This window comes from Vibrio neptunius (assembly GCA_019339365.1).
Classification (GTDB): domain Bacteria; phylum Pseudomonadota; class Gammaproteobacteria; order Enterobacterales; family Vibrionaceae; genus Vibrio; species Vibrio neptunius.
In genome coordinates this window covers 1209106-1230481 of the sequence record CP079859.1, presented here as the reverse complement: position 1 = coordinate 1230481, position 21376 = coordinate 1209106, and the positions used below count along the sequence as shown (strand labels likewise).

General features: G+C 43.9%; 20 protein-coding genes and 2 pseudogenes. 12 read left to right on the top strand and 10 right to left on the bottom strand.

Annotation, left to right across the window (positions count from 1 at the left end; genetic code table 11):
- Nucleotides 1-302 precede the first annotated feature (302 nt).
- Nucleotides 303-2207, bottom strand: a complete 1905-nt coding sequence (gene htpG, locus KW548_05865) for a molecular chaperone HtpG (protein QXX07529.1) — start codon at nucleotides 2205-2207, stop codon at nucleotides 303-305.
- Nucleotides 2208-2458: 251 nt separating this feature from the next.
- Between htpG and KW548_05860 the strand changes: the two genes are divergently transcribed.
- The 4 genes from KW548_05860 to KW548_05845 are packed head-to-tail and all read left to right on the top strand — an operon-like array spanning nucleotide 2459 to nucleotide 4923.
- A complete protein-coding gene (locus KW548_05860) occupies nucleotides 2459-3307 on the top strand; it encodes a transcriptional regulator (GenBank protein QXX07528.1) in 849 nt (282 codons plus the stop codon).
- Nucleotides 3308-3317: 10 nt separating this feature from the next.
- Nucleotides 3318-3833: a regulatory protein ToxS gene (locus tag KW548_05855; protein ID QXX07527.1), complete on the top strand. Its 516-nt coding sequence runs from the start codon at nucleotides 3318-3320 to the stop codon at nucleotides 3831-3833.
- Between the two features lie 49 nt (nucleotides 3834-3882).
- Nucleotides 3883-4638 carry a sulfite exporter TauE/SafE family protein gene (locus tag KW548_05850; protein QXX07526.1) on the top strand — a complete coding sequence of 252 codons (756 nt, stop codon included), beginning with the start codon at nucleotides 3883-3885 and terminating at the stop codon, nucleotides 4636-4638.
- 6 nt (nucleotides 4639-4644) lie between these two features.
- Entirely contained in the window at nucleotides 4645-4923 is a 279-nt protein-coding gene (locus KW548_05845) for a SelT/SelW/SelH family protein (protein QXX07525.1), read from the top strand.
- A 26-nt stretch (nucleotides 4924-4949) separates the two neighbouring features.
- Here KW548_05845 and yfcE read toward each other — a convergent pair whose 3' ends face one another.
- Genes yfcE through KW548_05820 form a run of 5 tightly spaced genes read right to left on the bottom strand, consistent with a single transcriptional unit; the run spans nucleotide 4950 to nucleotide 7812 of the window.
- Nucleotides 4950-5495, bottom strand: coding sequence for a phosphodiesterase (yfcE, locus tag KW548_05840; protein QXX07524.1), 546 nt, complete (start codon nucleotides 5493-5495; stop codon nucleotides 4950-4952).
- Between the two features lie 50 nt (nucleotides 5496-5545).
- Nucleotides 5546-5950, bottom strand: coding sequence for a CBS domain-containing protein (locus KW548_05835; protein ID QXX07523.1), 405 nt, complete (start codon nucleotides 5948-5950; stop codon nucleotides 5546-5548).
- Nucleotides 5947-6297, bottom strand: coding sequence for a P-II family nitrogen regulator (locus KW548_05830; protein QXX07522.1), 351 nt, complete (start codon nucleotides 6295-6297; stop codon nucleotides 5947-5949). Before KW548_05830 ends, KW548_05835 begins: the two co-directional genes overlap by 4 nt.
- Nucleotides 6287-7081 carry a DUF1538 domain-containing protein gene (locus KW548_05825; protein QXX07521.1) on the bottom strand — a complete coding sequence of 265 codons (795 nt, stop codon included), beginning with the start codon at nucleotides 7079-7081 and terminating at the stop codon, nucleotides 6287-6289. Before KW548_05825 ends, KW548_05830 begins: the two co-directional genes overlap by 11 nt.
- The gene (locus KW548_05820; protein QXX07989.1) at nucleotides 7078-7812 is read right to left on the bottom strand and encodes a DUF1538 domain-containing protein; all 735 of its coding nucleotides are present in this window, start codon (nucleotides 7810-7812) and stop codon (nucleotides 7078-7080) included. Before KW548_05820 ends, KW548_05825 begins: the two co-directional genes overlap by 4 nt.
- Before the next feature lie 231 nt (nucleotides 7813-8043).
- Here KW548_05820 and KW548_05815 point away from each other — a divergent pair, with 231 nt between their 5' ends.
- From KW548_05815 to KW548_05795, 5 genes are all read left to right on the top strand, one after another.
- Nucleotides 8044-8958, top strand: a complete 915-nt coding sequence (locus KW548_05815; GenBank protein ID QXX07520.1) for a TIGR01777 family oxidoreductase — start codon at nucleotides 8044-8046, stop codon at nucleotides 8956-8958.
- A gap of 45 nt (nucleotides 8959-9003) precedes the next feature.
- Nucleotides 9004-9831 carry an SDR family oxidoreductase gene (locus KW548_05810; protein QXX07519.1) on the top strand — a complete coding sequence of 276 codons (828 nt, stop codon included), beginning with the start codon at nucleotides 9004-9006 and terminating at the stop codon, nucleotides 9829-9831.
- Between the two features lie 301 nt (nucleotides 9832-10132).
- On the top strand, nucleotides 10133-10987 hold the full coding sequence (locus KW548_05805) for a co-chaperone YbbN (protein ID QXX07518.1): 855 nt from the start codon (nucleotides 10133-10135) through the stop codon (nucleotides 10985-10987).
- A 135-nt stretch (nucleotides 10988-11122) separates the two neighbouring features.
- Nucleotides 11123-12046 carry an SPFH/Band 7/PHB domain protein gene (locus tag KW548_05800; GenBank protein ID QXX07517.1) on the top strand — a complete coding sequence of 308 codons (924 nt, stop codon included), beginning with the start codon at nucleotides 11123-11125 and terminating at the stop codon, nucleotides 12044-12046.
- Nucleotides 12047-12054: 8 nt separating this feature from the next.
- Nucleotides 12055-12507 carry an NfeD family protein gene (locus tag KW548_05795; protein QXX07516.1) on the top strand — a complete coding sequence of 151 codons (453 nt, stop codon included), beginning with the start codon at nucleotides 12055-12057 and terminating at the stop codon, nucleotides 12505-12507.
- Nucleotides 12508-13047: 540 nt separating this feature from the next.
- Here KW548_05795 and KW548_05790 read toward each other — a convergent pair.
- The 4 genes and pseudogenes from KW548_05790 to zipA form a co-directional block, all read right to left on the bottom strand.
- Nucleotides 13048-13840: pseudogene (locus tag KW548_05790) on the bottom strand (DUF2057 domain-containing protein).
- Nucleotides 13841-13972: 132 nt separating this feature from the next.
- Nucleotides 13973-15028, bottom strand: coding sequence for a porin (locus KW548_05785; GenBank protein ID QXX07515.1), 1056 nt, complete (start codon nucleotides 15026-15028; stop codon nucleotides 13973-13975).
- A gap of 493 nt (nucleotides 15029-15521) precedes the next feature.
- On the bottom strand, nucleotides 15522-17531 hold the full coding sequence (gene ligA, locus KW548_05780) for an NAD-dependent DNA ligase LigA (GenBank protein QXX07514.1): 2010 nt from the start codon (nucleotides 17529-17531) through the stop codon (nucleotides 15522-15524).
- A gap of 155 nt (nucleotides 17532-17686) precedes the next feature.
- Nucleotides 17687-18603 (bottom strand): annotated as a pseudogene (gene zipA / locus KW548_05775) (cell division protein ZipA).
- A 209-nt stretch (nucleotides 18604-18812) separates the two neighbouring features.
- Here zipA and cysZ point away from each other — a divergent pair.
- The 3 genes from cysZ to KW548_05760 all read left to right on the top strand — a co-directional run bounded on the left by cysZ (nucleotide 18813) and on the right by KW548_05760 (nucleotide 21269).
- Nucleotides 18813-19550, top strand: coding sequence for a sulfate transporter CysZ (gene cysZ, locus KW548_05770; GenBank protein ID QXX07513.1), 738 nt, complete (start codon nucleotides 18813-18815; stop codon nucleotides 19548-19550).
- Nucleotides 19551-19743: 193 nt separating this feature from the next.
- Entirely contained in the window at nucleotides 19744-20712 is a 969-nt protein-coding gene (gene cysK / locus KW548_05765; protein QXX07512.1) for a cysteine synthase A, read from the top strand.
- 299 nt (nucleotides 20713-21011) lie between these two features.
- The gene (locus KW548_05760) at nucleotides 21012-21269 is read left to right on the top strand and encodes an HPr family phosphocarrier protein (protein ID QXX07511.1); all 258 of its coding nucleotides are present in this window, start codon (nucleotides 21012-21014) and stop codon (nucleotides 21267-21269) included.
- The last annotated feature ends 107 nt before the right edge of the window (nucleotides 21270-21376 follow it).

Sequence of the window (21376 nt, the reverse complement as noted above, 5' to 3'; positions counted from 1 at the left end):
GATAATGATGATTTATACCGAAGCTCACTATGGTGTTCATAACAAACAACAGCCTTAGCTCACGGTAAGTTTCGGTATAACTGTTCTTTCAATTGACAATAAAACAGGCGTGCACATTACACGCCTGCTCACTTTGTTTCAAGATTGCATTCTACCACACAATCTGTTCGCGTAGCGCAGCTTAAGACTAAAGAATGCTTAAACACTCACATTAAGCTGCAAACTTACGTTGTTTTATTCACGATAAGCGCAAATAAATCAAAAAGCCCGCATGATGCGAGCTTTTTATTACCGTTTGACTATTAACCCTTAGTCAAAAGCGAGTTGATGGCGCCTACAAATTGAGACGGGTCTTCCATCGAACCACGCTCAGCTAACATTGCCTGACCAAGAAGCACTTCGACCCAACGACCAAACGCTTCTTCATCGGCTTCATCCGCCATGCGTTTGACAAGCTGGTGTTCTGGGTTGATTTCGAAGATGTACTTCACTTCAGGTGCAGCCTGACCAGCGGCTTCAAGCAATTTCGCCATTTGTGTGCCCATTTCAAAATCATCGGTCACAACAACCGCTGGTGTTGAAGCTAGCTTGAACGTAGTACGAACTTCTTTTACGCGTTCGCCTAAGTAGTCCTTGGTACGTTCAACAACAGACTTAAACTCTTCTTCGGTCTCTTTCTGCTTTTCTTTTTCTTCTTCGTTCTCAAACTTGCTCAGGTCAAGGCCAGCTTTAGTGATCGACTGGAACTGCTTACCATCAAACTCCGTTAGGTAGTTCATCAACCACTCATCGATACGATCAAACATCAGAATGACTTCGATGCCTTTTGCTTTGAACTGCTCTAAGTGGGGGCTGTTCTTCGCAGCAGCGTAGCTATCTGCTGTCAGGTAGTAAATCTTATCCTGACCTTCTTTCATACGCTCTACGTAAGAGGCTAAACCGACCGTTTGCTCCGAGGAATCCACTTCTGTAGAAGCAAAACGCAGCAAACCAGCAACTTTTTCTTTGTTGCTCATGTCTTCTGCAGGGCCCTCTTTTAGCACCAGACCAAACTCTTTCCAGAATGACTGATACTTCTCTTCGTCATTTTTCGCCATGCGCTCAAGCATCGTAAGAACACGCTTAGTACAAGCGTTGCGCAGAGATTGAGTGACTTTGTTGTCCTGTAGAATTTCACGTGACACGTTCAATGGCAGATCGTTTGAATCAATTAAGCCACGAACGAAACGCAGGTAAGAAGGCATGAATTGCTCGGCGTCATCCATGATAAATACACGCTGAACGTACAGTTTGAGACCCGATTTGTGGTCACGGTTCATCATGTCCCAAGGCGCTTTAGCTGGGATATACAGTAAGCTGGTGTAATCGTTCTTACCTTCAACACGGTTGTGGCTCCACACTAGTGGATCAGCGAAGTCGTGCGAAACGTGTTTGTAGAACTCTTGATACTCTTCTTCAGAGATATCAGATTTGTTGCGTGTCCAAAGTGCTTGAGCTTTGTTGATTTGCTCCCACTTCTTCTCACCTGTTTCTTTACCTTCTTCGTCGCGCTCAGCAGTCTGAATGGCAACAGGGATACCAATGTGATCCGAGTACTTGCTGATCACTTCACGCAAGCGCCACTCGTTGAGGAACTCTTTACCTTCATCACGCATATGAAGAACGATATCAGTACCACGAGACTCTTTTGAAATGGTCTCGATAGTGTATTCACCTTCACCAGCAGAGTGCCACTGAACCGCTTCATCAGCAGATAGGCCAGCAGCACGCGTGCGCACTGTCACTGCATCGGCAACAATAAATGCAGAGTAGAAACCTACACCAAACTGACCAATCAGTTGAGAATCTTTAGACTGGTCTTCTGACAGCTTTGAGAAAAATTCGGCTGTCCCAGACTTTGCAATCGTACCCAGATGCTCAATGACATCATCACGGCTCATGCCAATACCGTTATCTGAAATAGTCAGCGTATTGGTCGCTTCATCAAATGACAGTTTCACACCTAATTCAGCGTCACCTTGATATAAATCAGGGTTGGATAGCGCCTGAAAACGCAGCTTATCTGAAGCATCAGAGGCGTTCGAAATCAGTTCGCGTAAAAAAATCTCTTTATTGGAATAAAGAGAATGAATCATTAAGTGAAGTAGCTGTTTTACTTCAGATTGAAAGCCACGAGTTTCTTTGTTTTGTGTTGCTGTTTCGCTCATGCTAACTCCATAACATCTATATTTATCAGCTTTCCGCGTTGTCAGCGGAGCCAATACTGAGATAATCTGCAAGTTAACATGAGGGTGACAATTGTAAATTCAAGGTCAAAAATTATAAAAACAATGTTTTTTTGATCTTATATTGACTATTCTTACACCTCAAAAAAATCAAAAAAACTAAACGTTAGCTCCCTGAATCAGGGTTTTTTGCGCATCTGATGAAATCTATACAACGATAATGGTCATATCCAATGAGTAACATAGGCACTAAGTTTAATCTTGCTAACAGATTCTCTTTTGACCCCAATACGAACTCCCTAGTGGACAAGTTAAACGACAGTGAAGTCATTCGTCTGGGAAGTAATGAAAGTCGCATTCTGCTTTTACTGTCAGAAAAGCCCAACGAAATCGTATCTCGCAACGAGTTGCATGATTTTGTTTGGCGTGAGCAAGGCTTCGAAGTCGATGATTCAAGTCTGACTCAAGCTATTTCAACTCTGCGCAAGCAACTTCAGGATTCAACTAAATCTCCTCAATATGTCAAAACCGTGCCAAAACGCGGCTATCAGCTCATCTGTAATGTTGAGCGCACAACGCCATTGATGAGTGGTGAGACACCTTCAAAAGAAGACGTTTCAGAAGAATCGGAAGAACAGTTAACAGAATTGACCACCGAATCACAGTCAAGCGAATTGACGCCGGATGAAAAAGCAGCCCATAGCGCAACCGCGCCTACCACAGGTAAATCAAAATGGGTGACGCGTATCATGCTGCTTCTCGCTATTTTGATGCCTTTGTGCGTCATTCTATTTACCAATCCAGCTGAATCAAAATTTCGTCAAGTTGCTGTGTATGACGGAACTCCAGTGATGACACCAGTTAATCATCCTGATCTGAGCAAATGGTACCCATCCATTGAACAGTGTGTGAAGCGTTATAACGCTGCTCATTCAACGGTCGCTCCTGTAGAGGTGATTGCAACAGGAGGTCAAAACAACCAGCTGATTCTTAATTACATTCACTCTCTTGACAGTTCAGGCGAAAATATCACTGTTCGTATTTTTGCTGACCAAGAAGACCTCAGTAAAGTTTGTCAATAGGAATAAAGACATGAACCAAAAAATCGTAGCTGGATTACTTGTTCTGTCAGCGCTGTTCAGCAGTTGGCTTTACTGGGGTAGCGATCTAAAAGTGGAGCAAGTACTGACCGCGAAAGAATGGCAGTCAAAAATGGTAACTGTGATCACAGATAGCCTGCAAGAAGAGTCTGTTGGCCCGCTTCGCAAAGTGGAAGTCACTTCCAATGTAAAATATTTACCTAACGGTAGCTACATTCGAGTTGCTACGGTTCGTTTGTACGCTAACAATGCGAAAAATGAGAACATCATCAGCATATCTGAAATAGGCGAATGGGATATTAGCGATAACTACTTGCTGGTTTCACCTAGCGAGTTCAAAGATGTTTCTTCAGCACAAAGCAAAGACTTCACGGCTGATCAGCTTAAACTGATTACGCAGATCTTTAAGATGGACGCTCAGCAAAGTCGTCGCATTGACATTGTGAATGAAAAAACACTGCTTCTGACGAGTTTAAGCCACGGTTCTACAGTACTTTTCTCTAACTAGTTTCAATCAAAGGGGGGCGTGATGTTCCCCTACTTTACTTTTACTAATCATGGATTGGATTTCCTCACTAGGGCTGCTGATTGGCTCGTTTTTCTCAAACACGCTTGCTTCTCTGTCGGGTGGTGGTGCCGGACTCTTGCAATTCCCCTTGCTTATTTTCTTTGGCCTACCATTTTCCGTTGCCCTAGCAACCCATAAAATCGCTAGCGTTGCTCTCGGCCTAGGTGCAGCCTTCACTCACATCAAGCAAAAAACGATACCTTTCAAAGTCGCTCTCTATCTTATTGCTGTCGGTAGTATAGGGGTCATCATTGGCGCCAATATCGTATTGAAGATTCCAGATCAACTCGCCGAAACACTGTTAGGTATGATGATTTTAGCGATAGGTGTCTACTCTCGACTAAAAAAACAATTGGGTCAAAAAGAACTTCCAACAAACCGTCATACGCTAGGTTGGATATTCGGCGGGCTGGGCCTGATTGTAATTGGGATAATTAATGGCTCTCTCACGGCGGGCTCTGGGCTATTAGTGACTATCTTCTTAGTTCGCTGGTTTGGTTACAGCTATAAGCAGGCTGTCGCGTTAACAATGATTTGCGTCGGGCTATTTTGGAACGGCATTGGCGGTGCTGCGGTGGCACAAGCAGGCGCCCCAATTTACTGGCCATGGCTACCCATCTTGTTGCTCGGTTCCTTCCTTGGCGGAGGACTAGGCGCTTACCTGAGCACTCGTTATAGTAATCAGGTTATTAAGGTTTGTTTTGAATTGCTGACCTTTGCGGTCGGCATCAAGTTATTACTGTGAGTGTTTATGGACAAAGCAAAAATCGATATTTATTACTGTCGCCAATGCAATTGGATGTTGCGATCTACCTGGCTATCTCAGGAGCTGCTACATACTTTCAGTGAAGAGATCGAAACCGTCTCCTTGCATCCCGATACAGGCGGTCGCTTTGAGATTCATTGCAATGGTCTTCTTATTTGGGAAAGAAAGCGTGATGGTGGCTTCCCAGAAGCGAAAGTACTGAAACAGAAAGTCCGAGATATCATAGATCCAGAAAGGGACCTTGGCCATTCTGATACTAAGTAAAAAATGCCCGTTTTAGCGGGCATTTTTTATAGTCGAATCGAGGCTAGCACCTGATTATCGAAGGTCACCACTTTTAGATCCCCTTCTTCATAGACACCGAAACTAGGTTCAAAACCATTACGTGGAAACGTCACTGAGCCTGGGTTAAAGATGACTTGTTCCCCTTGCCACTGCGCAACAGGCACATGGGTATGACCATGGGCAATCACGTCCCCACGCTTTAAAGGAGGACGTTTGTCCGTGTTATACAGATGACCATGAGTAACAAACAAGCGATGGCCGCTCTCAAGCAACACCCATACGTAATCCATCATCATTGGAAATGAGAGCAACATCTGATCCACTTCACTGTCACAATTACCTCTTACCGCAATAATCTGGTCGGCGTATTGATTGAGTCGTTGCGCGACTGCTGGAGGGTTGTAACCTTCCGGTACCTGATTGCGCGGCCCGTGGTTAAGAATATCCCCCAATAAAACTAAAGTCTCAGCACCAGATTGGTCGAATTGTGACAGCATTTTCTCGGTTGTGGGCAAACTGCCATGCAAGTCTGAGGCAAAAAATAATTTCATGACATCGTTTCCTCAAAAAAATTGAGGCTATTTTACGGACTCAACATTGTTTAGTCATCTCTCGCCATGCCATTAATCACAATATTGTTGTAGCTTACCATCCCTATAACCTGACCATTTTCAATCACGGGAGCTCGACTGATGCCAAAACGTTCGAATAAACGAGCGCAGTATTTCACATTCATGTCGGGATCCACCGATAAAGCCGGTTTTGTCATGATCTCATAAATATTGATCCGATCAGGCGAGCGATTCTTTGCCAGCACTTTTTTCGCAATGTCATTCATTAGCACCAGACCGAACTCATCGTCTTCGTTCCGCTTGTTCACAACCAAAGCTTTCACTTCATGGCTGCGCGCTAGCTGAATACCCTCCCTGACGGTCGTGAGCCCATCAATCATGACATAAGAACTGACCATCACATCGCGTACACGGATTTTTTCATGACTGCTCATAATTCGTCCTCTACTACTTTGGTTAGTTTTTCTACCTGATGAGCAACGCCGACTGCATCTTCAATGTCGATCTGTACCGCTATTCCCTGCCCCGACTCCTGATCAAATTCCCCTACCTCGCTGATGGTTTCAAGAATATGACGAGAAAGGTGCTCTTCGACAACGAACAGCAATACGTCTTTTTGCACTTCTAGGGTCAAACCAAAAAAGGTGCGCTTCTTATTTAGACCTTCCCCTCTGGCGTGATTAATTACCGTCGCACCTGTCGCACCCGCATTTCGTGCAGCATCGACTACTTTTTCAGTTTGACTGTCTTCCACAAAAGCCAGTATCAATTTAAAGCGCATTTTCACTATCCTCCTGCGCTGTGTCTCTGTTGAGCCAGCGAGTGATTTGGGCATAACCCATAACAGAAATCATCGGAAACAAACTGGCAAAGGCAATCAAGCCAAAGCCGTCAATCATAGGGTTTCTTCCAGGAACTGTAGACGCAAGCCCCAAGCCTAACGCTGCGACCAAAGGCACGGTGACAGTAGATGTCGTGACGCCACCAGAATCGTAGGCCAGCGGGACAATTAACTTGGGGGCATAAAACGTTTGGATAACAACAATAATATAGCCCGCGATAATATAGTAATGGATAGGGTCACCAACAACGATCCTATAACTCCCCAATGAGATACCCATTGCCACTCCTAACGCGACGGCTATCCGCAAACCGTTGACACTGATTGAGCCACCCGACACTTGGTTGGCCTTAATGGCAACGGCAATCAAAGAGGGTTCAGCGATTGTTGTACTAAAGCCGATACAGAAGGCGAATAAATACACCCAGTAATAGTCCTGCCAACCAATCTTCCCTGATACGCTAGTTCTAAATTCTTCTAAAAAAGCTGGCGCCGTCAACTGAGTTGCCATCGTTTCCCCCAGAGGGAATAGCGCAAGCTCTAGACCAATCAGGAAAAGAGATAGACCAAGAATGACGTACCCGAACCCAAGCAATACTTTGGGTAGATTCGTTACCGGGCGGCGTAATACTGCAAACTGAAAGCCGAAAATAATCGATGCGATAGGGATGACATCGCTAATAGTGCCAAGGAAAGTGTCAACAAAGTGCGACCATTCAATCATGCCACCACCATTCCATAAACCATCACAAACATCATAGGCAACAAGGAAGCAAAGGCGATTAATCCGAAACCATCTATCATCGGGTTACGACCTTTAATGGCCGATGCAAGCCCAACGCCGAGAGCTGTCACCAATGGCACCGTTATCGTTGAAGTCGTCACTCCCCCTGAGTCATAGGCCACCCCGATAATGCTGTCAGGGGCAAACATCGTTAGTATTACCACACCAACGTAGCCGCCTATAATCATGTATTGGATTGACCATCCTTTTAGAATTCGAAGTACGCCAAGCATAATGGCAATACCAACAGAGAGAGCTACCGTATAACGCAAGCCATTAGCGTAGTCATCCATGGCAACATCCTCTGAGGCAATCATGCCCCCTTCTGCTGCTACTTCTGCGGCCTCATCCGCGACTGCAGTTAAAGCGGGCTCAGCAATCGTCGTTCCAAAACCTAGGCAGAAGGCGAAGATCATTAGCCAAAACACACTCCCCTTGCGAGCAAATGCCTGAGCCATGGACTCACCGATTGGAAACAAACCCATCTCTAAACCGAAGATAAAGAAGGTCAAACCCATCACGACAAGCATCAATCCAAACAATATCGATAGCATGTTAGGCAAGGGTTCTTGCAACACCACAAGTTGGAAAAAAGCAATTACAGCAACAATCGGCAGCAAATCTCGTAAGCTGCCTAAAAACGCTGTGAGCAGCGCAGCAATTGCCTGCATAGACACCTCTTTGTCGGTGAAGTACTTGTTGATGATGGCAAATAGAATGACCGTTTGGTGTGACTCATATAGCGGGATGACCAACAAAAGTAACAAAATGTTAATTTTGTGATGGCTATTAGTTTTACATAATCAGTGATCCTAACGGTGGCTAACTCGCTATAATTACTAGAATTAGCCAAATTAAATTCGGAGTGATCTGATATTAATAGAGGAGCAAAGGAGAGCGGAATGAAAGTACTACTCACTGGTGGCACAGGTTTTATTGGCAGAGAATTGCTGAAACACTTCACAACGTATGAAGTGGTTTTGCTCACCCGTTCCCCTGAAAAAGCGAAAGCGGTCGTCAATCACGCTGATTTAGGCAACATTACATACGTATCTGAGCTAGAGCAGTACCATGATCTCAATGAATTTGATGCCGTCGTCAACCTAGCTGGTGAGCCTATCGCGGACAAGCGCTGGAACGAGAAACAGAAAAAAAACATCTGTAAAAGCCGTTGGAATATCACCGAAAAAATCGTTGATTTGATTCACGCTAGCACCTCTCCACCAGCCGTTTTTATCAGTGGGTCCGCTGTCGGCTATTATGGTGACCAACAAGATCACCCCTTCGATGAAGGTCTGCATGTTCACCACGAAGGTTTCCCTCATCATGTTTGTGCAAAATGGGAACAGATCGCGAATCGCGCTCGTTCGGAATCGACGCGAGTCTGTATACTCAGGACTGGGGTGGTTCTCGGTCAAGATGGTGGCGCACTGAATAAAATGTTGCTGCCTTATAAGCTAGGCTTAGGTGGACCAATCGGTAATGGTCAACAATACATGCCATGGATACATATGTTAGATATGGTCAGAGGTATCGTCTACTTGCTCGAAACGGAGCATGCGCACGGGGAATTCAATTTATGCGCGCCTCACCCCGTGACTAACGAGCAATTTAGCCAAACATTGGCGAGGTCACTCAAACGCCCTCATCTTTTGTCGACCCCAAAATGGGCGCTTCGTCTGGCAATGGGCGAAAGCTCGATTCTTTTGTTCGATAGTCTGCGAGCAAAACCCAAAAAGCTCACTGAACTAGGATTTCGTTTTAGTTACTCCCGCTTAGAGCCTGCACTAAAAAATCTGTTACAACATCGCGAGTAATCTTTTATTCTAGTTGATATCTGCCTCGCTAGAAGAAAGGAATTCATGTCTTACTCTATTCTTATCACAGGTTGTTCCACAGGGATCGGCTACGTCTGCGCGCATGCACTTCATCAAAAAGGTTATCAGGTCATCGCATCGTGTCGGCACTTTGCCGACGTAGAACGTTTACGCAGTGAAGGCCTGACATGCATTCAGCTTGATCTTTCCGACAGCGATAGTATTTCTAATGGGGTTAAGCAGGCATTGTCACTGACGAACGGGAAACTTGATGCCCTGTTTAACAATGGGGCTTACGGTCAACCAGGAGCCTTGGAAGATCTCCCTACTCAAGCCTTAAGAGAACAGTTCGAAACCAATTTTTTTAGTTGGCATCAACTCGTTCAAGAGGTTTTGCCTAGTATGCGCCAAAATGGAAAAGGGCGGATTATCCAGAATAGCTCAGTGTTAGGCTTTGCCGCCATGAAGTATCGAGGAGCATACAATGCCTCTAAATTTGCTCTGGAGGGCTGGACGGACACTTTGCGTTTGGAGTTGTTTGGGAGTGGTATACAAATCAGCTTGATCGAACCAGGTCCTATTGAGACCCAGTTTAGACAGAATGCATTGCGTGCCTTTCTGAAATGGATTGATATAAATTCAAGCGTGCATCACCAGCATTATAAAGAGCAGTTGGAAAGACTAGAAAAAGAGTCATCAAACAATGCATTTGTTTTACCAGCAGAGTCATGTATTGCTCCTTTGTTGCATGCGCTAGAGTCAGATACCCCCAAAGTTCGCTATCGTGTGACTACGCCAACCAAAGTATTTGCAGTACTAAAGCGATTACTCCCTAGCCGGCTACTCGATCGCATTCTACAAAAGGCTGCTTAAAAATAAATCATCGAGTGTCATTTTTTCGTCATAATAAGACGCTAATTTAGCCATTGAAGTTGTTCACTTCATGACCTCATCTAAGCGTTACATTCGGTAAAAACATGACATTGAACCAGCTAAACTGGCTAAGTGTGGGTGTTGCGCTAACGCTGTTTATCGTTTTATAAACACCTTCGCTTGCATTAGGCATCATTAACACCGCTATGGAGGGCGGTGTTTTTGTATCGGCTATTCCCTTGATATTGGCAGCTGCTGCCCATATGTTGGTTGTATCGAACTCTTTGCAAGGAATCACCAAATGCAATCTCCTTTTATTGTGGAATTGAACGAGCAAAACTTCCGTCAAGTACTCGAAGGCTCAATGCAAACACCGGTCCTGATTCACTTTTGGGCACCAATGAGCCAAGAAAGTACACAAGTTATTCCGGATCTGCAAAATCTCGCGCAACAATACAACGGGGCTTTTACACTCGCGCTCTTAAACTGCGAGCAAGAGCAAATGATTGCAAGCCAATTTGGTGTCCAGGCCCTGCCCACCATTGCGCTGTTTGTTAATGGTCAACCTGTCGATGGCTTAGGGGGTCCCCAGGAGCTCACCGCGATTCAGGCGATGCTAGCCAACCACCTTCCAAGCCAAGATGATCTGAATCTGAAACAAGCTCTAGAACTCATTCAATCTGGTCAGCATTCTCAGGCTTTAACACTGCTACAAGCACTACCTGATGAAATCAAGCAGAAAGGTGATGTAAAGCTCGCTTTAGCAGACTGCTTGTTAGAGAATCAAAGCTATGACCAAGCCGAAGCCTTACTCGATACCATTCCTATGGAATATCAGGACAACTACTACAAAGGCTTAGTGGCAAAGATGGAGCTGCACGCCCAAGCGGCAAACAGCCCTGAAATCCAATCTCTTGAACAGGCGCTAAGCGATAGGCCTGAAGACGCTCAAACAGCCGCCGAACTCGCCCTGAGTTACCATCAGGTCAACCGGGATGAAGAGGCACTAGAAATACTATGGACGTTCTTAAGCAGTGATTTGAATGCTCTGGATGGCGAAATGAAAAAGCACTTTATGGATATTCTAGCAGCACTAGGACAAGGAAATCCAATTGCCGGAAAGTACCGTCGACAACTCTACTCTGTACTCTATTAGACTTCCTAAAAACCTTCAAAGCCGGCATGTCCGGCTTTAATTTTATACGAATTTGGTACAAGTTCTCATTTATGTCATTGTACTGGCACATAAATTAAGCAACAATCGACATATTAATTTTTCAAGGACTCAGATATGGCTATCGACTCTCTCATTACCATCGGCATTTTTCTCATTGTCGCTATTGCATTTATTATTGCCAGTGTCAAAACTGTACCTCAGGGTAACCACTGGACTGTAGAGCGTTTTGGTCGCTACACCCTCACTCTAAAACCGGGACTGAACATCATCATTCCTTTTATTGACGGTATAGGTCATAAAATCAATATGATGGAGCGCGTGTTAGACATCCCCGCTCAGGAAGTCATTTCTAAAGACAATGCTAACGTCACTATTGATGCCGTCTGTTTTGTTCAAGTAGTGGATGCTGCAAAAGCTGCGTACGAAGTCAATGATCTAGAACACGCCATTCGTAACCTAACTCTTACTAACATTCGTACCGTGTTAGGCTCAATGGAACTTGATGAGATGCTGAGTCAACGTGATATGATCAACAGTAAACTGCTGTCCATTGTTGATGAAGCGACTAACCCTTGGGGCGTAAAAGTCACACGGATTGAAATTAAGGATGTTCAACCACCAGCCGATCTTACTGCCGCAATGAATGCCCAAATGAAGGCAGAGCGAAACAAACGTGCTGAAGTCCTAGAAGCGGAGGGGGTTCGACAAGCTGAAATACTACGTGCCGAAGGCCACAAGCAGTCAGAGATCCTCAAAGCTGAAGGTGATAAACAAGCCGCTATACTTCAGGCAGAAGCACGTGAACGTGCTGCTGAAGCAGAAGCTCGAGCGACGACTATGGTTTCAGAAGCGATTGCTCAAGGTGACATGCAGGCGGTTAACTATTTTATTGCCCAAGGGTATACCGACGCATTGCGTGCGATTGGTCAAGCTGAAAATGGCAAAATTATCATGCTCCCGCTTGAAGCAACAGGGCTGATGGGTTCAGTCGCTGGTATCGCAGAAATGTTCAAGCATCAATCCGATCAAAATAAATAGAGGCCCTCTTGTTCGAATTACTCGATTCTCTCAATTATTGGCACTGGTTAGCGTTCGGGCTGGCTTTGCTGGCTGTGGAGTTGCTGGGTACTGCTGGCTATTTTCTATGGCTAGGTTTGTCGGCGCTCATCATCGGTTTGCTACTCACTATGCTTCCGATGAGTTGGCAACTGCAGTGGATTGCTTTTAGCGTCTTTTCTTTGATGACCACTTGGTTATGGTGGAGGAGACAATTTAAGAAAGACGTCTCTGACGATTTAAACCGAGATTTAAACCAGAAACAGAAGCAACTTATTGGTCAGACTGTACTGATTGAGGAAGATCTGGCGCCTGGAAAACATCGCATAAAAGTGGGAGACACCACTTGGTCAGCGCAAACCGAACATACGATACCCGCTGGTGCACTCGCAGAAATCACTCAAGTAGACGGTATTATTCTCACCATACAAGAAAAAAAATAATCTCTATCTCAAGCTCTTTGTCTCAGCAAAGAGCTTTTTCTTATCTAGCAACACTTTCTTTGCAGTAAAAAGCTATAGTTTTAAATCACTTAATGCATTATCGTCTTGAATTAAGTGACGAGTTAAATCGGAAAATAACTTGAATCGAACTCAATCTTCTCATTGCCCATAAAACAACATTTCAAATATATCATTTAGTTATTAATTTACCTTAAGTAAAAAGTAATGGTTATTTATTAAAGCGAATTTTAAATAACAAAACTTTTTTTGATCTTTCATCGTCAAGCGACATACTGATAAATATCTCTTTAATGATTTTTAGCGAGGTGTTTAATATGAAGTATTTAATTGCGTTAGCATGCAGTCTTACTTTTAGTTTTTCGGTAGCAGCACAATCACCCGTAGGAAGCACTGCTTCGGGTCCAATAGTGAAATGTGAATTAAGTCCAGGGGTAGTTGAACGTATGCCAATCGTTATATGTAAAAACAGCGATGGTACGGTAATGAGATGAAAAAAGGAGCCTTTCAGCTCCTTCTTTTTTATAATTCTAGCAGTTGTTTAATGACTGTTTTTCTTTCTTCTTTTGTTGCTTTTTCATACCAGTAACCAAACATTTCTTGTTGTTTGCTGTTTGTTGTGAGGATAACTTTGCTTGAGTTACGATTTTCAACCGCCCAACTCAATAGCTCATCACGTTGTTCTTTAGGCGTTTGCTCAAACCAATATTGTGTCATCTCTATCGCTTTTGAAGAATTACCATCAGTCTCAATTGTAACGGGAACAGCCACTGAAGCTGAAGCAACATTATAATGTGCACTATTCACAACCGCTTCAATGTAGCCAGCTGGGATTGAGAAGGTCATGTTATTCGCATTTGAAGCAGCGACATTAAATACAAGGTCTTGATACGGCTGCTGCTCGAGAAACTGGCTAGACACTGGGAACTTGACGAACTGAGTTTGGGTACACACGTCACTACAGGTTTCTGCCGATGCAGCGTAAGGTTTTAAAGCCTCTTTTCTATTGATGCCTTCAACCGTGACTGATTTAAATTCGCTATAGTTTTTAAAGTACTGCAATTCCATTTTAATAAATGAGTCTGGCACATTTTTTTTTCTGTACTGGAACCACATAGTTAAGCTCTAATGATGACTTCACCAACTGACTTCCGTTCACTTCAAGTGCATCAGGCTTGAGTGATTTACCAACAATAATTTGATAGTTCTGTTTTGACTCGACTCGCTTTACTGCATCTGTAAAGTCGCTAGTTGAATCTAATGTAGTACAACCTACCATCAATAAAGGAAGTGACGCTAAAATAATTTTCTTCATATAAACCACCCTGGATATAACTTCGTTATATACTATTCGAATTACCCTTTATCTTCAGGCTCTACCTCTCAATACAATAAAAGCTGGCCAATAATGACCAGCGTATCTTACTAAGAATGAATGTTGATACTCTTAGAAACCGTATTCTAGACCAACACGAACCACGAATGTTTCCGTATTTGTTGCACCATCAGCTGACAATATATCGCGCTGTGCAACACGCACGTAAGGTACAAAACCATTGTGAACATACATTAACTGACCGGAAACAACGCTGTCTTCGTTGTTGATTTTTACTCCTGCTGTTTCTGAATCCATATTGGCTGCATAACCTAGCTTAAAGCCCCATGGTCCGGTCCAATACTGGCCGATAACAGAATATGAATCCTGCTCAGATTTTGAACCACCTTGTACATCAGATTCACCTGCTTTATATGCTGCAGATAAACCAAAGCCAGCAGGAAGAGACGCTTCAAAACCAACTAAGTAGCCGAAAGTATCAGCTTTAGTACCCGCATTTGCATCAGTCTGACGATCCGTTTCAGTTTCCAGTGCAGCATGGAAAGTTAGGCTATCATTCAGACGATAGTGCGCCGCTGCACCGTAGAAATAATTATTTTTTACGCTTGCCTCACCGCGCCCCGTAGCCAGATTGAAAGTGAAACCGTTGTAATCAACTGAATCGTAGCGTGCCATATCGCCATGACGGTCACGATTGTATGACACATCACCGCCCCAATCCCAAACAGCACCTAGGCCAGGGTTTGCGTAAGGCCAGTCAATTACTTCATACATGGGGGTAAGCATACGACCAAAGCGTACCTTGCCCCAGTCACCTTGCAGACCAAGGAAAGTATCACGGTTGCCTAATGATGCACCATCGCCATTTTCCCCAACGTAGCCAGACTCTATCTGCATGAAAACATTTAAATTCTCGTACATATCTTTACTAGCGCGAAAACCAATGCGTGATTCATTCTCGTAGTCATACCCCGTGCCAGTATCAGTAGTCACACCAGCTTTCGTCTCTTCAGAGTCATAATTTACGATTGAGATTGCTGCCACACCGTAAGCTTGTACATTGAAGTCAGAGATAATACCAACCTGAGATGATTCAGCTGCTAAAGCACCTGTAGAGACCATCGCCACTGCTGCACCAAGAAGAGTGCGTTTGAACATTTTTTCCATGGAAGAACTCCTAAAAATGAATATAGCTGTTTTTGTTGTTCTCACCTCAAGTTGGCCGCCGAAGGGAGAATCATTTCCTATGATGAAAGTAAAAGATTGATCACTCACTCTTCTCTTTCTAATTTGCATACACTCGGTGTATCCATGGACTTAAGACTAACTTCGCGATAAAAAACATCAATCAGAACTTAATTTTCAAATAAAAAAATATGACCCGCTACAAACTTTTATAAACACAGTGATCAAGATCTAACTCCGTCATTATCAAGCACATCAAATAAATTAAACAAATAAAAATCAACAACTTAAAAACAAATACCATGTAGGAATAGTTTGAAGTGACTCGCATAAAAATAGTGAAAAAGAGAAGTTTATCAGTTATAAGATCTTGATCACTGCATTAATATTGGCCTCGATAATCGTTAAAATCATCAGTATTTTTACCACAAAAAAAAACCACCCGTATGGGTGGTTTTTTCTAATTGAACTGGCTTTAGATTAGATTAACTAAATCCTGTTCAGTTTGGATTTCGATACCTAATTCTTGAGCTTTAGCAAGTTTAGAACCTGCATTTTCACCAGCAAATAAAATGTCTGTTTTCTTGCTCACACTGCCTGTCACTTTAGCGCCTAGCCCCTGCAATGCGGCTTTGGCTTCATTTCTAGATAGTTGTGACAAAGACCCAGTAAGCACCACTATTTTTCCTGCTAGCGGTTGGGGAATGTCTCCGCTCGGTTCTTCAATCTCAGGCCATACTATCCCTTGGTCGAGAAGACTTTGGATAACTTGTTGGTTTTTATCTTGAGCAAAGAAAGCGATGATATGATTGGCAACGATATCGCCAATATCAGAGACTTCAATGAGTTGTTCAAGATTGGCAGTTTGAACTGCATCTAGAGTTTTAAAATGCTGAGCTAAATTGGCCGCTGTAGCTTCACCAACTTCTCGAATACCAAGGGAATAGAGGAATCGAGGCAATGTCGTCTGCTTAGCTTTGTTTAATGCATCAACAATATTTTGCGCTGATTTCGGCCCCATACGATCAAGGACAGTTATCACCCCAGCGGATAAACTGAATAAATCTGCTGGCGTTTCAACCATCTCTCGATCCACTAGCTGTTCAATGACCTTCTCTCCAAGCCCATCGACATCAAGAGCTTTACGAGACACAAAATGTCTCAATGCCTCTTTACGTTGCGCCTGACAAACTAAGCCACCAGAACATCGCGCAACCGCTTCACCTTCAATACGTTCCACCTCTGAACAGCATACAGGACACTGTTTTGGAAACACGATATCGCGAGCATTATCTGGTCGACGCTCTTCAATCACAGAAACTATTTGTGGAATCACGTCTCCTGCACGGCGAATGATGACGCTATCACCGACTTTCACACCAAGGCGCTCAATCTCATCTGCATTGTGCAATGTTGCATTGCTGACCGTCACACCGCCGACAAACACTGGCTCCAGTTTGGCTACAGGTGTAATCGCTCCAGTCCTTCCGACTTGGAACTCAACATCATTCAGCAAGGTGATCTCTTCTTGCGCAGGAAACTTGTAAGCAATCGCCCATCGTGGTGCTCTAGCAACAAAGCCTAACTGTTCTTGTAATCCAATATCGTCGACTTTAATCACAACCCCATCGATTTCATAGGGTAAAGCTTCTCGGCGCTCTAAAATATCTTGATAATAAGCTTTTACTTCGGTCAAATTAGCAACTCGACGAGTTTCAGGGCACATTGGTAGCCCCCAGCCTTTCAGTTGCAGAAAGCGCTCATAATGGCTTTCAGACAATGCAGTTCCTTCAACAACACCAACGCTGTATGCATAGAAACTAAGAGGACGTGTGGCTGTAATACGGGAATCCAATTGACGTAAACTGCCTGCTGCTGCGTTACGTGGATTCACAAAGACTTTCTCGCCCTTTTTCTGGGCTTGCTGATTCAATTTGTCGAAGCCTTCTTTTGGCATAAAGACTTCACCACGTACCTCGATACGTTGCGGCCAACCCTGACCACTCAATTTGAGCGGAATGGATTTGATGGTGCGGACATTCTCAGTAATATTTTCTCCCGTAGCGCCATCACCTCGAGTCGCCGCCTGAACCAAAATACCATTCTCATACAGTAAACTTACAGCCAGACCATCCAGTTTAGGCTCGCAGCAGAAAACCTTGAAATCGGCAGAAGGTATGCGATCAGACATACGCTTGTGGAAGCTTTCTAGCTCGCCATCATCGAATGCATTGTCCAATGACAACATCGGAATCTCATGGGTTACAGATTGGAACCCATCAAGCGGCTGTCCACCTACACGCTGACTTGGAGAATCCAAAGTGACCAGCTCAGGGTTGTCGGTTTCGAGCGCTAATAGCTCACGCATTAATCGATCATATTCAGCATCAGGGATCTCAGGGTTGTCTTCAACGTAATACTTAACACCGTGGTAATGGAGGGTCTCACGCAACTGATTGAGCTTTTCTTGAATCTCTTGTGACATAAATAACTCTGTACTTAATCGTTTTAACGACCGATATCGTATTGATGTCGGGATATAATTTGCAGGAGTATGAACAGGCTTTGTCAGGTTAGCAACTATGCCATGTTCCAAAAGAAAGGCTCCGGATTCGGAGCCTTGATTGAATTAAGAGTAGCTTAAGCAGACTCTGCTGTTTTGAAACTCTGAATCTGCGCTCGGTATGCATCTAGACGGTTTGGCGTCATTAAATTGCGAGCATCATCGAGTACATTTGCGCCTAAATCATCGGCTATCTGCTGAGCTGTTTTTAGCATCAACTTAAAATTCTGTTCAGGGTCACCGTAACATGGGAGCGTCATAAAGAATGAGATACCTTTGGTTGTAAACGCCGCAGGATCGGTATGTTCAAGCGTACCAGGTTGCATCATATTAGCGACGCTAAACAGCACCTTACCTGTCCCAGACAAATCTGAATGACGATGGAAAATATCCATTTCACCGTAAAGTAAACCGTTCTGTTCCATGCTATCAAATAGCTTTGTTCCAACAAATGGCTCAGTCCCTGCGCAATGCACATTGAGCACGATAACTTGCATTTCTGGCTCAGCCGAAACGACTTCAGGCTCATGCGTGTCATTGACGAATAAAGGTTCCGTGTCTTGTGGCTCTGAGGCCACAACTGACTCCACATTCGCTTCAATATCATCCAACACTTTGGTTGAGATAGATGGCACGTCCAGTTCAGGCTCTTCGTTGACCTTTTTTTCAGCCGATTCAGAAGGCAAATCAAGTTGACTCACTGTCTTAACGTCGGCGTCAACATAACCATCAATCAACGGATCAGCGGCCAGCTTCTCTTCAGCGAAATCAGGCTCTTTGCGCTCTTTACGAATGATTTCAAAATCATCTTCGGGTGCAAATGCACGCTCTGGCACCGTATCAGGAGCATCCTCTTTGTCAGCATCCAATTTACGAAGAGGCTTACTGCCAAACTTGGCTTTTCCTTCTTTTTGCTTGTCCATAAACCGTGGAACAGTAGCGCTGCTATCGCTAAAGCCCCGACGATTATGAGTACAAATCGCAATTCCTGCATTTTTCGCTCTCAAATTACTCGATACATGTAGACCTTAAGCCAACTTATCGAATCTGGTTAAACCTTTCTATATCTAACTCTACCAAAACTCTCACCCGTTTTAGAACAACTTAATGTGAGAAGTTCATGCAATGTTGTGATTTTGAACACGCTTTTTTTCTTGTTAAGATAAAAAGCGTTCGATTTCACACCACCAACAGTCAGGGCTTATGAATTCAAAAATACATCAACGTTCCGGTTTCGGTTACTTCTTTTATGGCCTTGAACTTGCGGTCACACCTGGTATCCGTCAATTTGTTCTGCTGCCCTTACTCGCAAATATTTTGCTTGTAGGAGGGGCACTATTTTATCTGTTTTCGCACTTAGACGTATGGATAGAACAGTTAATGGGACAACTCCCTGGGTTTCTGTCTTGGCTAAGCTATATTTTGTGGCCACTATTAGTATTGACAATTTTAGCGACTTTCTCTTATTTCTTCAGCACATTAGCAAATTTTGTCGCCGCCCCCTTCAACGGTTTATTGGCTGAAAAGGTAGAAGAACACCTAACTGGGAAAAAGGTCAATGAGGATGGAATGTTTGCGGTTGTGAGGGATACTCCCAGAATTCTCGCACGAGAATGGCGAAAGCTACTTTACGTTTTACCAAAAGCCATTGGCCTGTTTATTTTGTTGCTGATTCCCGCCTTGGGACAGACACTCGGTCCCGTTCTGTGGTTTGGATTTACGGCTTGGATGTTGGCCATCCAATATTGCGACTATCCTTTTGACAACCATAAGGTTCCTTTTAACGAAATGCGTAACAATTTGAAACAAAAACAAGGGAAAGCCTATAGTTTTGGGGCTTTAGTCGCCATATTTACAACGATTCCGATTTTAAATCTGATTGTCATGCCAGTTGCTGTGTGCGGCGCGACAGCAATTTGGGTATCCGAGTTCAAACGCTAGTCAACCATTAGTGCATGTTAGTTAAATAACATGCACTTCATCTCATTCTAATAAGTTATAACTTTTTAATCCTTCTCTAGAATTTTCAGCTAGCCTACTCTTCTAACCACGCACTCTATATTGGGCACAAGAAGTACTGGCTTCTTAACCTGATACACGGTTGATAAGCTTTTAACAGATGAAGGATCACGACATGAGTAAAATCTACGAAGATAACTCTCTTACTATCGGTAATACGCCACTAGTACGTCTAAACAAAGTCAGCAAAGGTAAAGTGCTGGCGAAAATTGAGGCTCGTAACCCCAGCTTCAGCGTGAAATGCCGTATTGGTGCCAACATGATCTGGGAAGCAGAAAAAACAGGCACTCTAAAACCAGGGGTTGAGCTTGTAGAACCAACCAGTGGCAATACCGGTATCGCTTTAGCTTTCGTAGCAGCCGCTCGTGGTTACAAACTGACTCTGACCATGCCCGAATCCATGAGCCTTGAGCGCCGTAAACTGCTTAAAGCCCTAGGTGCAAACCTCGAGCTAACCGAAGCGGCAAAAGGTATGAAGGGAGCGATTGCTAAAGCAGAAGAAATTGTAGCAGCCAACCCCGAAAAATACTTGCTGCTACAACAGTTCAACAACCCAGCGAATCCACAGATTCACGAAAAAACCACGGGGCCCGAAATCTGGGAAGCGACTGATGGCGAAGTTGACGTATTCGTTGCTGGTGTAGGCACTGGTGGTACTATCACAGGAACAACTCGATACCTTAAGGGCGAGAAAGGCAAGAACATTGTATCTGTTGCCGTTGAACCAGCAGAATCGCCTGTTATTGCTCAGGCACTTGCAGGCGAAGAAATCCAACCTGCACCGCATAAAATTCAAGGTATCGGCGCTGGTTTCATTCCCGGCAACCTAGATTTAGAGCTTCTCGACCGTGTTGAGTCAGTGACTTCTGAGGACGCTATCGAAATGGCACGCAGGCTTATGGAAGAGGAAGGCATTCTGGCTGGCATCTCTTCTGGCGCAGCGGTTGTTGCCGCGAACAGGTTGGCAGAACTACCTGAATTTGAAGGAAAAACAATCGTAACTGTACTTCCTAGCTCAGGTGAACGTTACTTAAGTACTGCACTGTTTTCAGGCATCTTTACAGAGAAAGAGAACCAACAGTAATCCGTTGTCAAATCAATTTTTCGTCTGAAAAAGCCCCTTTATGGGGCTTTTTTGTTGATCCCTGCCTCACCTTTGGTAATATCGGGGCAGTTTTATTTTTAGCTTCAAAATAAAAGCTAAATGAGAATTTATCCCAGTGATGAGATCCAGCACAGATTGGAATCATGACTGGAAAATTTGCAATCAGTATCAACTATGACACTAAATGAATATTGTGTATTTGGCACAAAGCGACGTTCGGGGTTAAGCTGAATCTGATTTAGAAACGATCAAAATATAAATCAATTGGGGTATATAACATGTACGAGAAGCAAGTAGAAATCACTGCAGAAAATGGTCTTCACACTCGTCCAGCTGCACAGTTTGTTAAAGAGGCAAAAGGCTTTGATGCAGACATCACTGTGACTTCTAACGGTAAAAGCGCTAGCGCGAAAAGCCTGTTCAAACTTCAAACTCTTGGCCTAGTAAAAGGTACGCAAGTTACTATCTCAGCTGAGGGCCCTCAAGCTCAACAAGCTGTTGACCACCTAGTTGCTCTAATGGATCAACTACACTAATCCGGTCTGCTATTTCTAAAGCCATTTTGTGAAAGCAAAATGGCTTTGTTGGAAATAGGCCCAGATATAAGCTACACATTATCGGTAGCGAATTCATATTTTCTCCC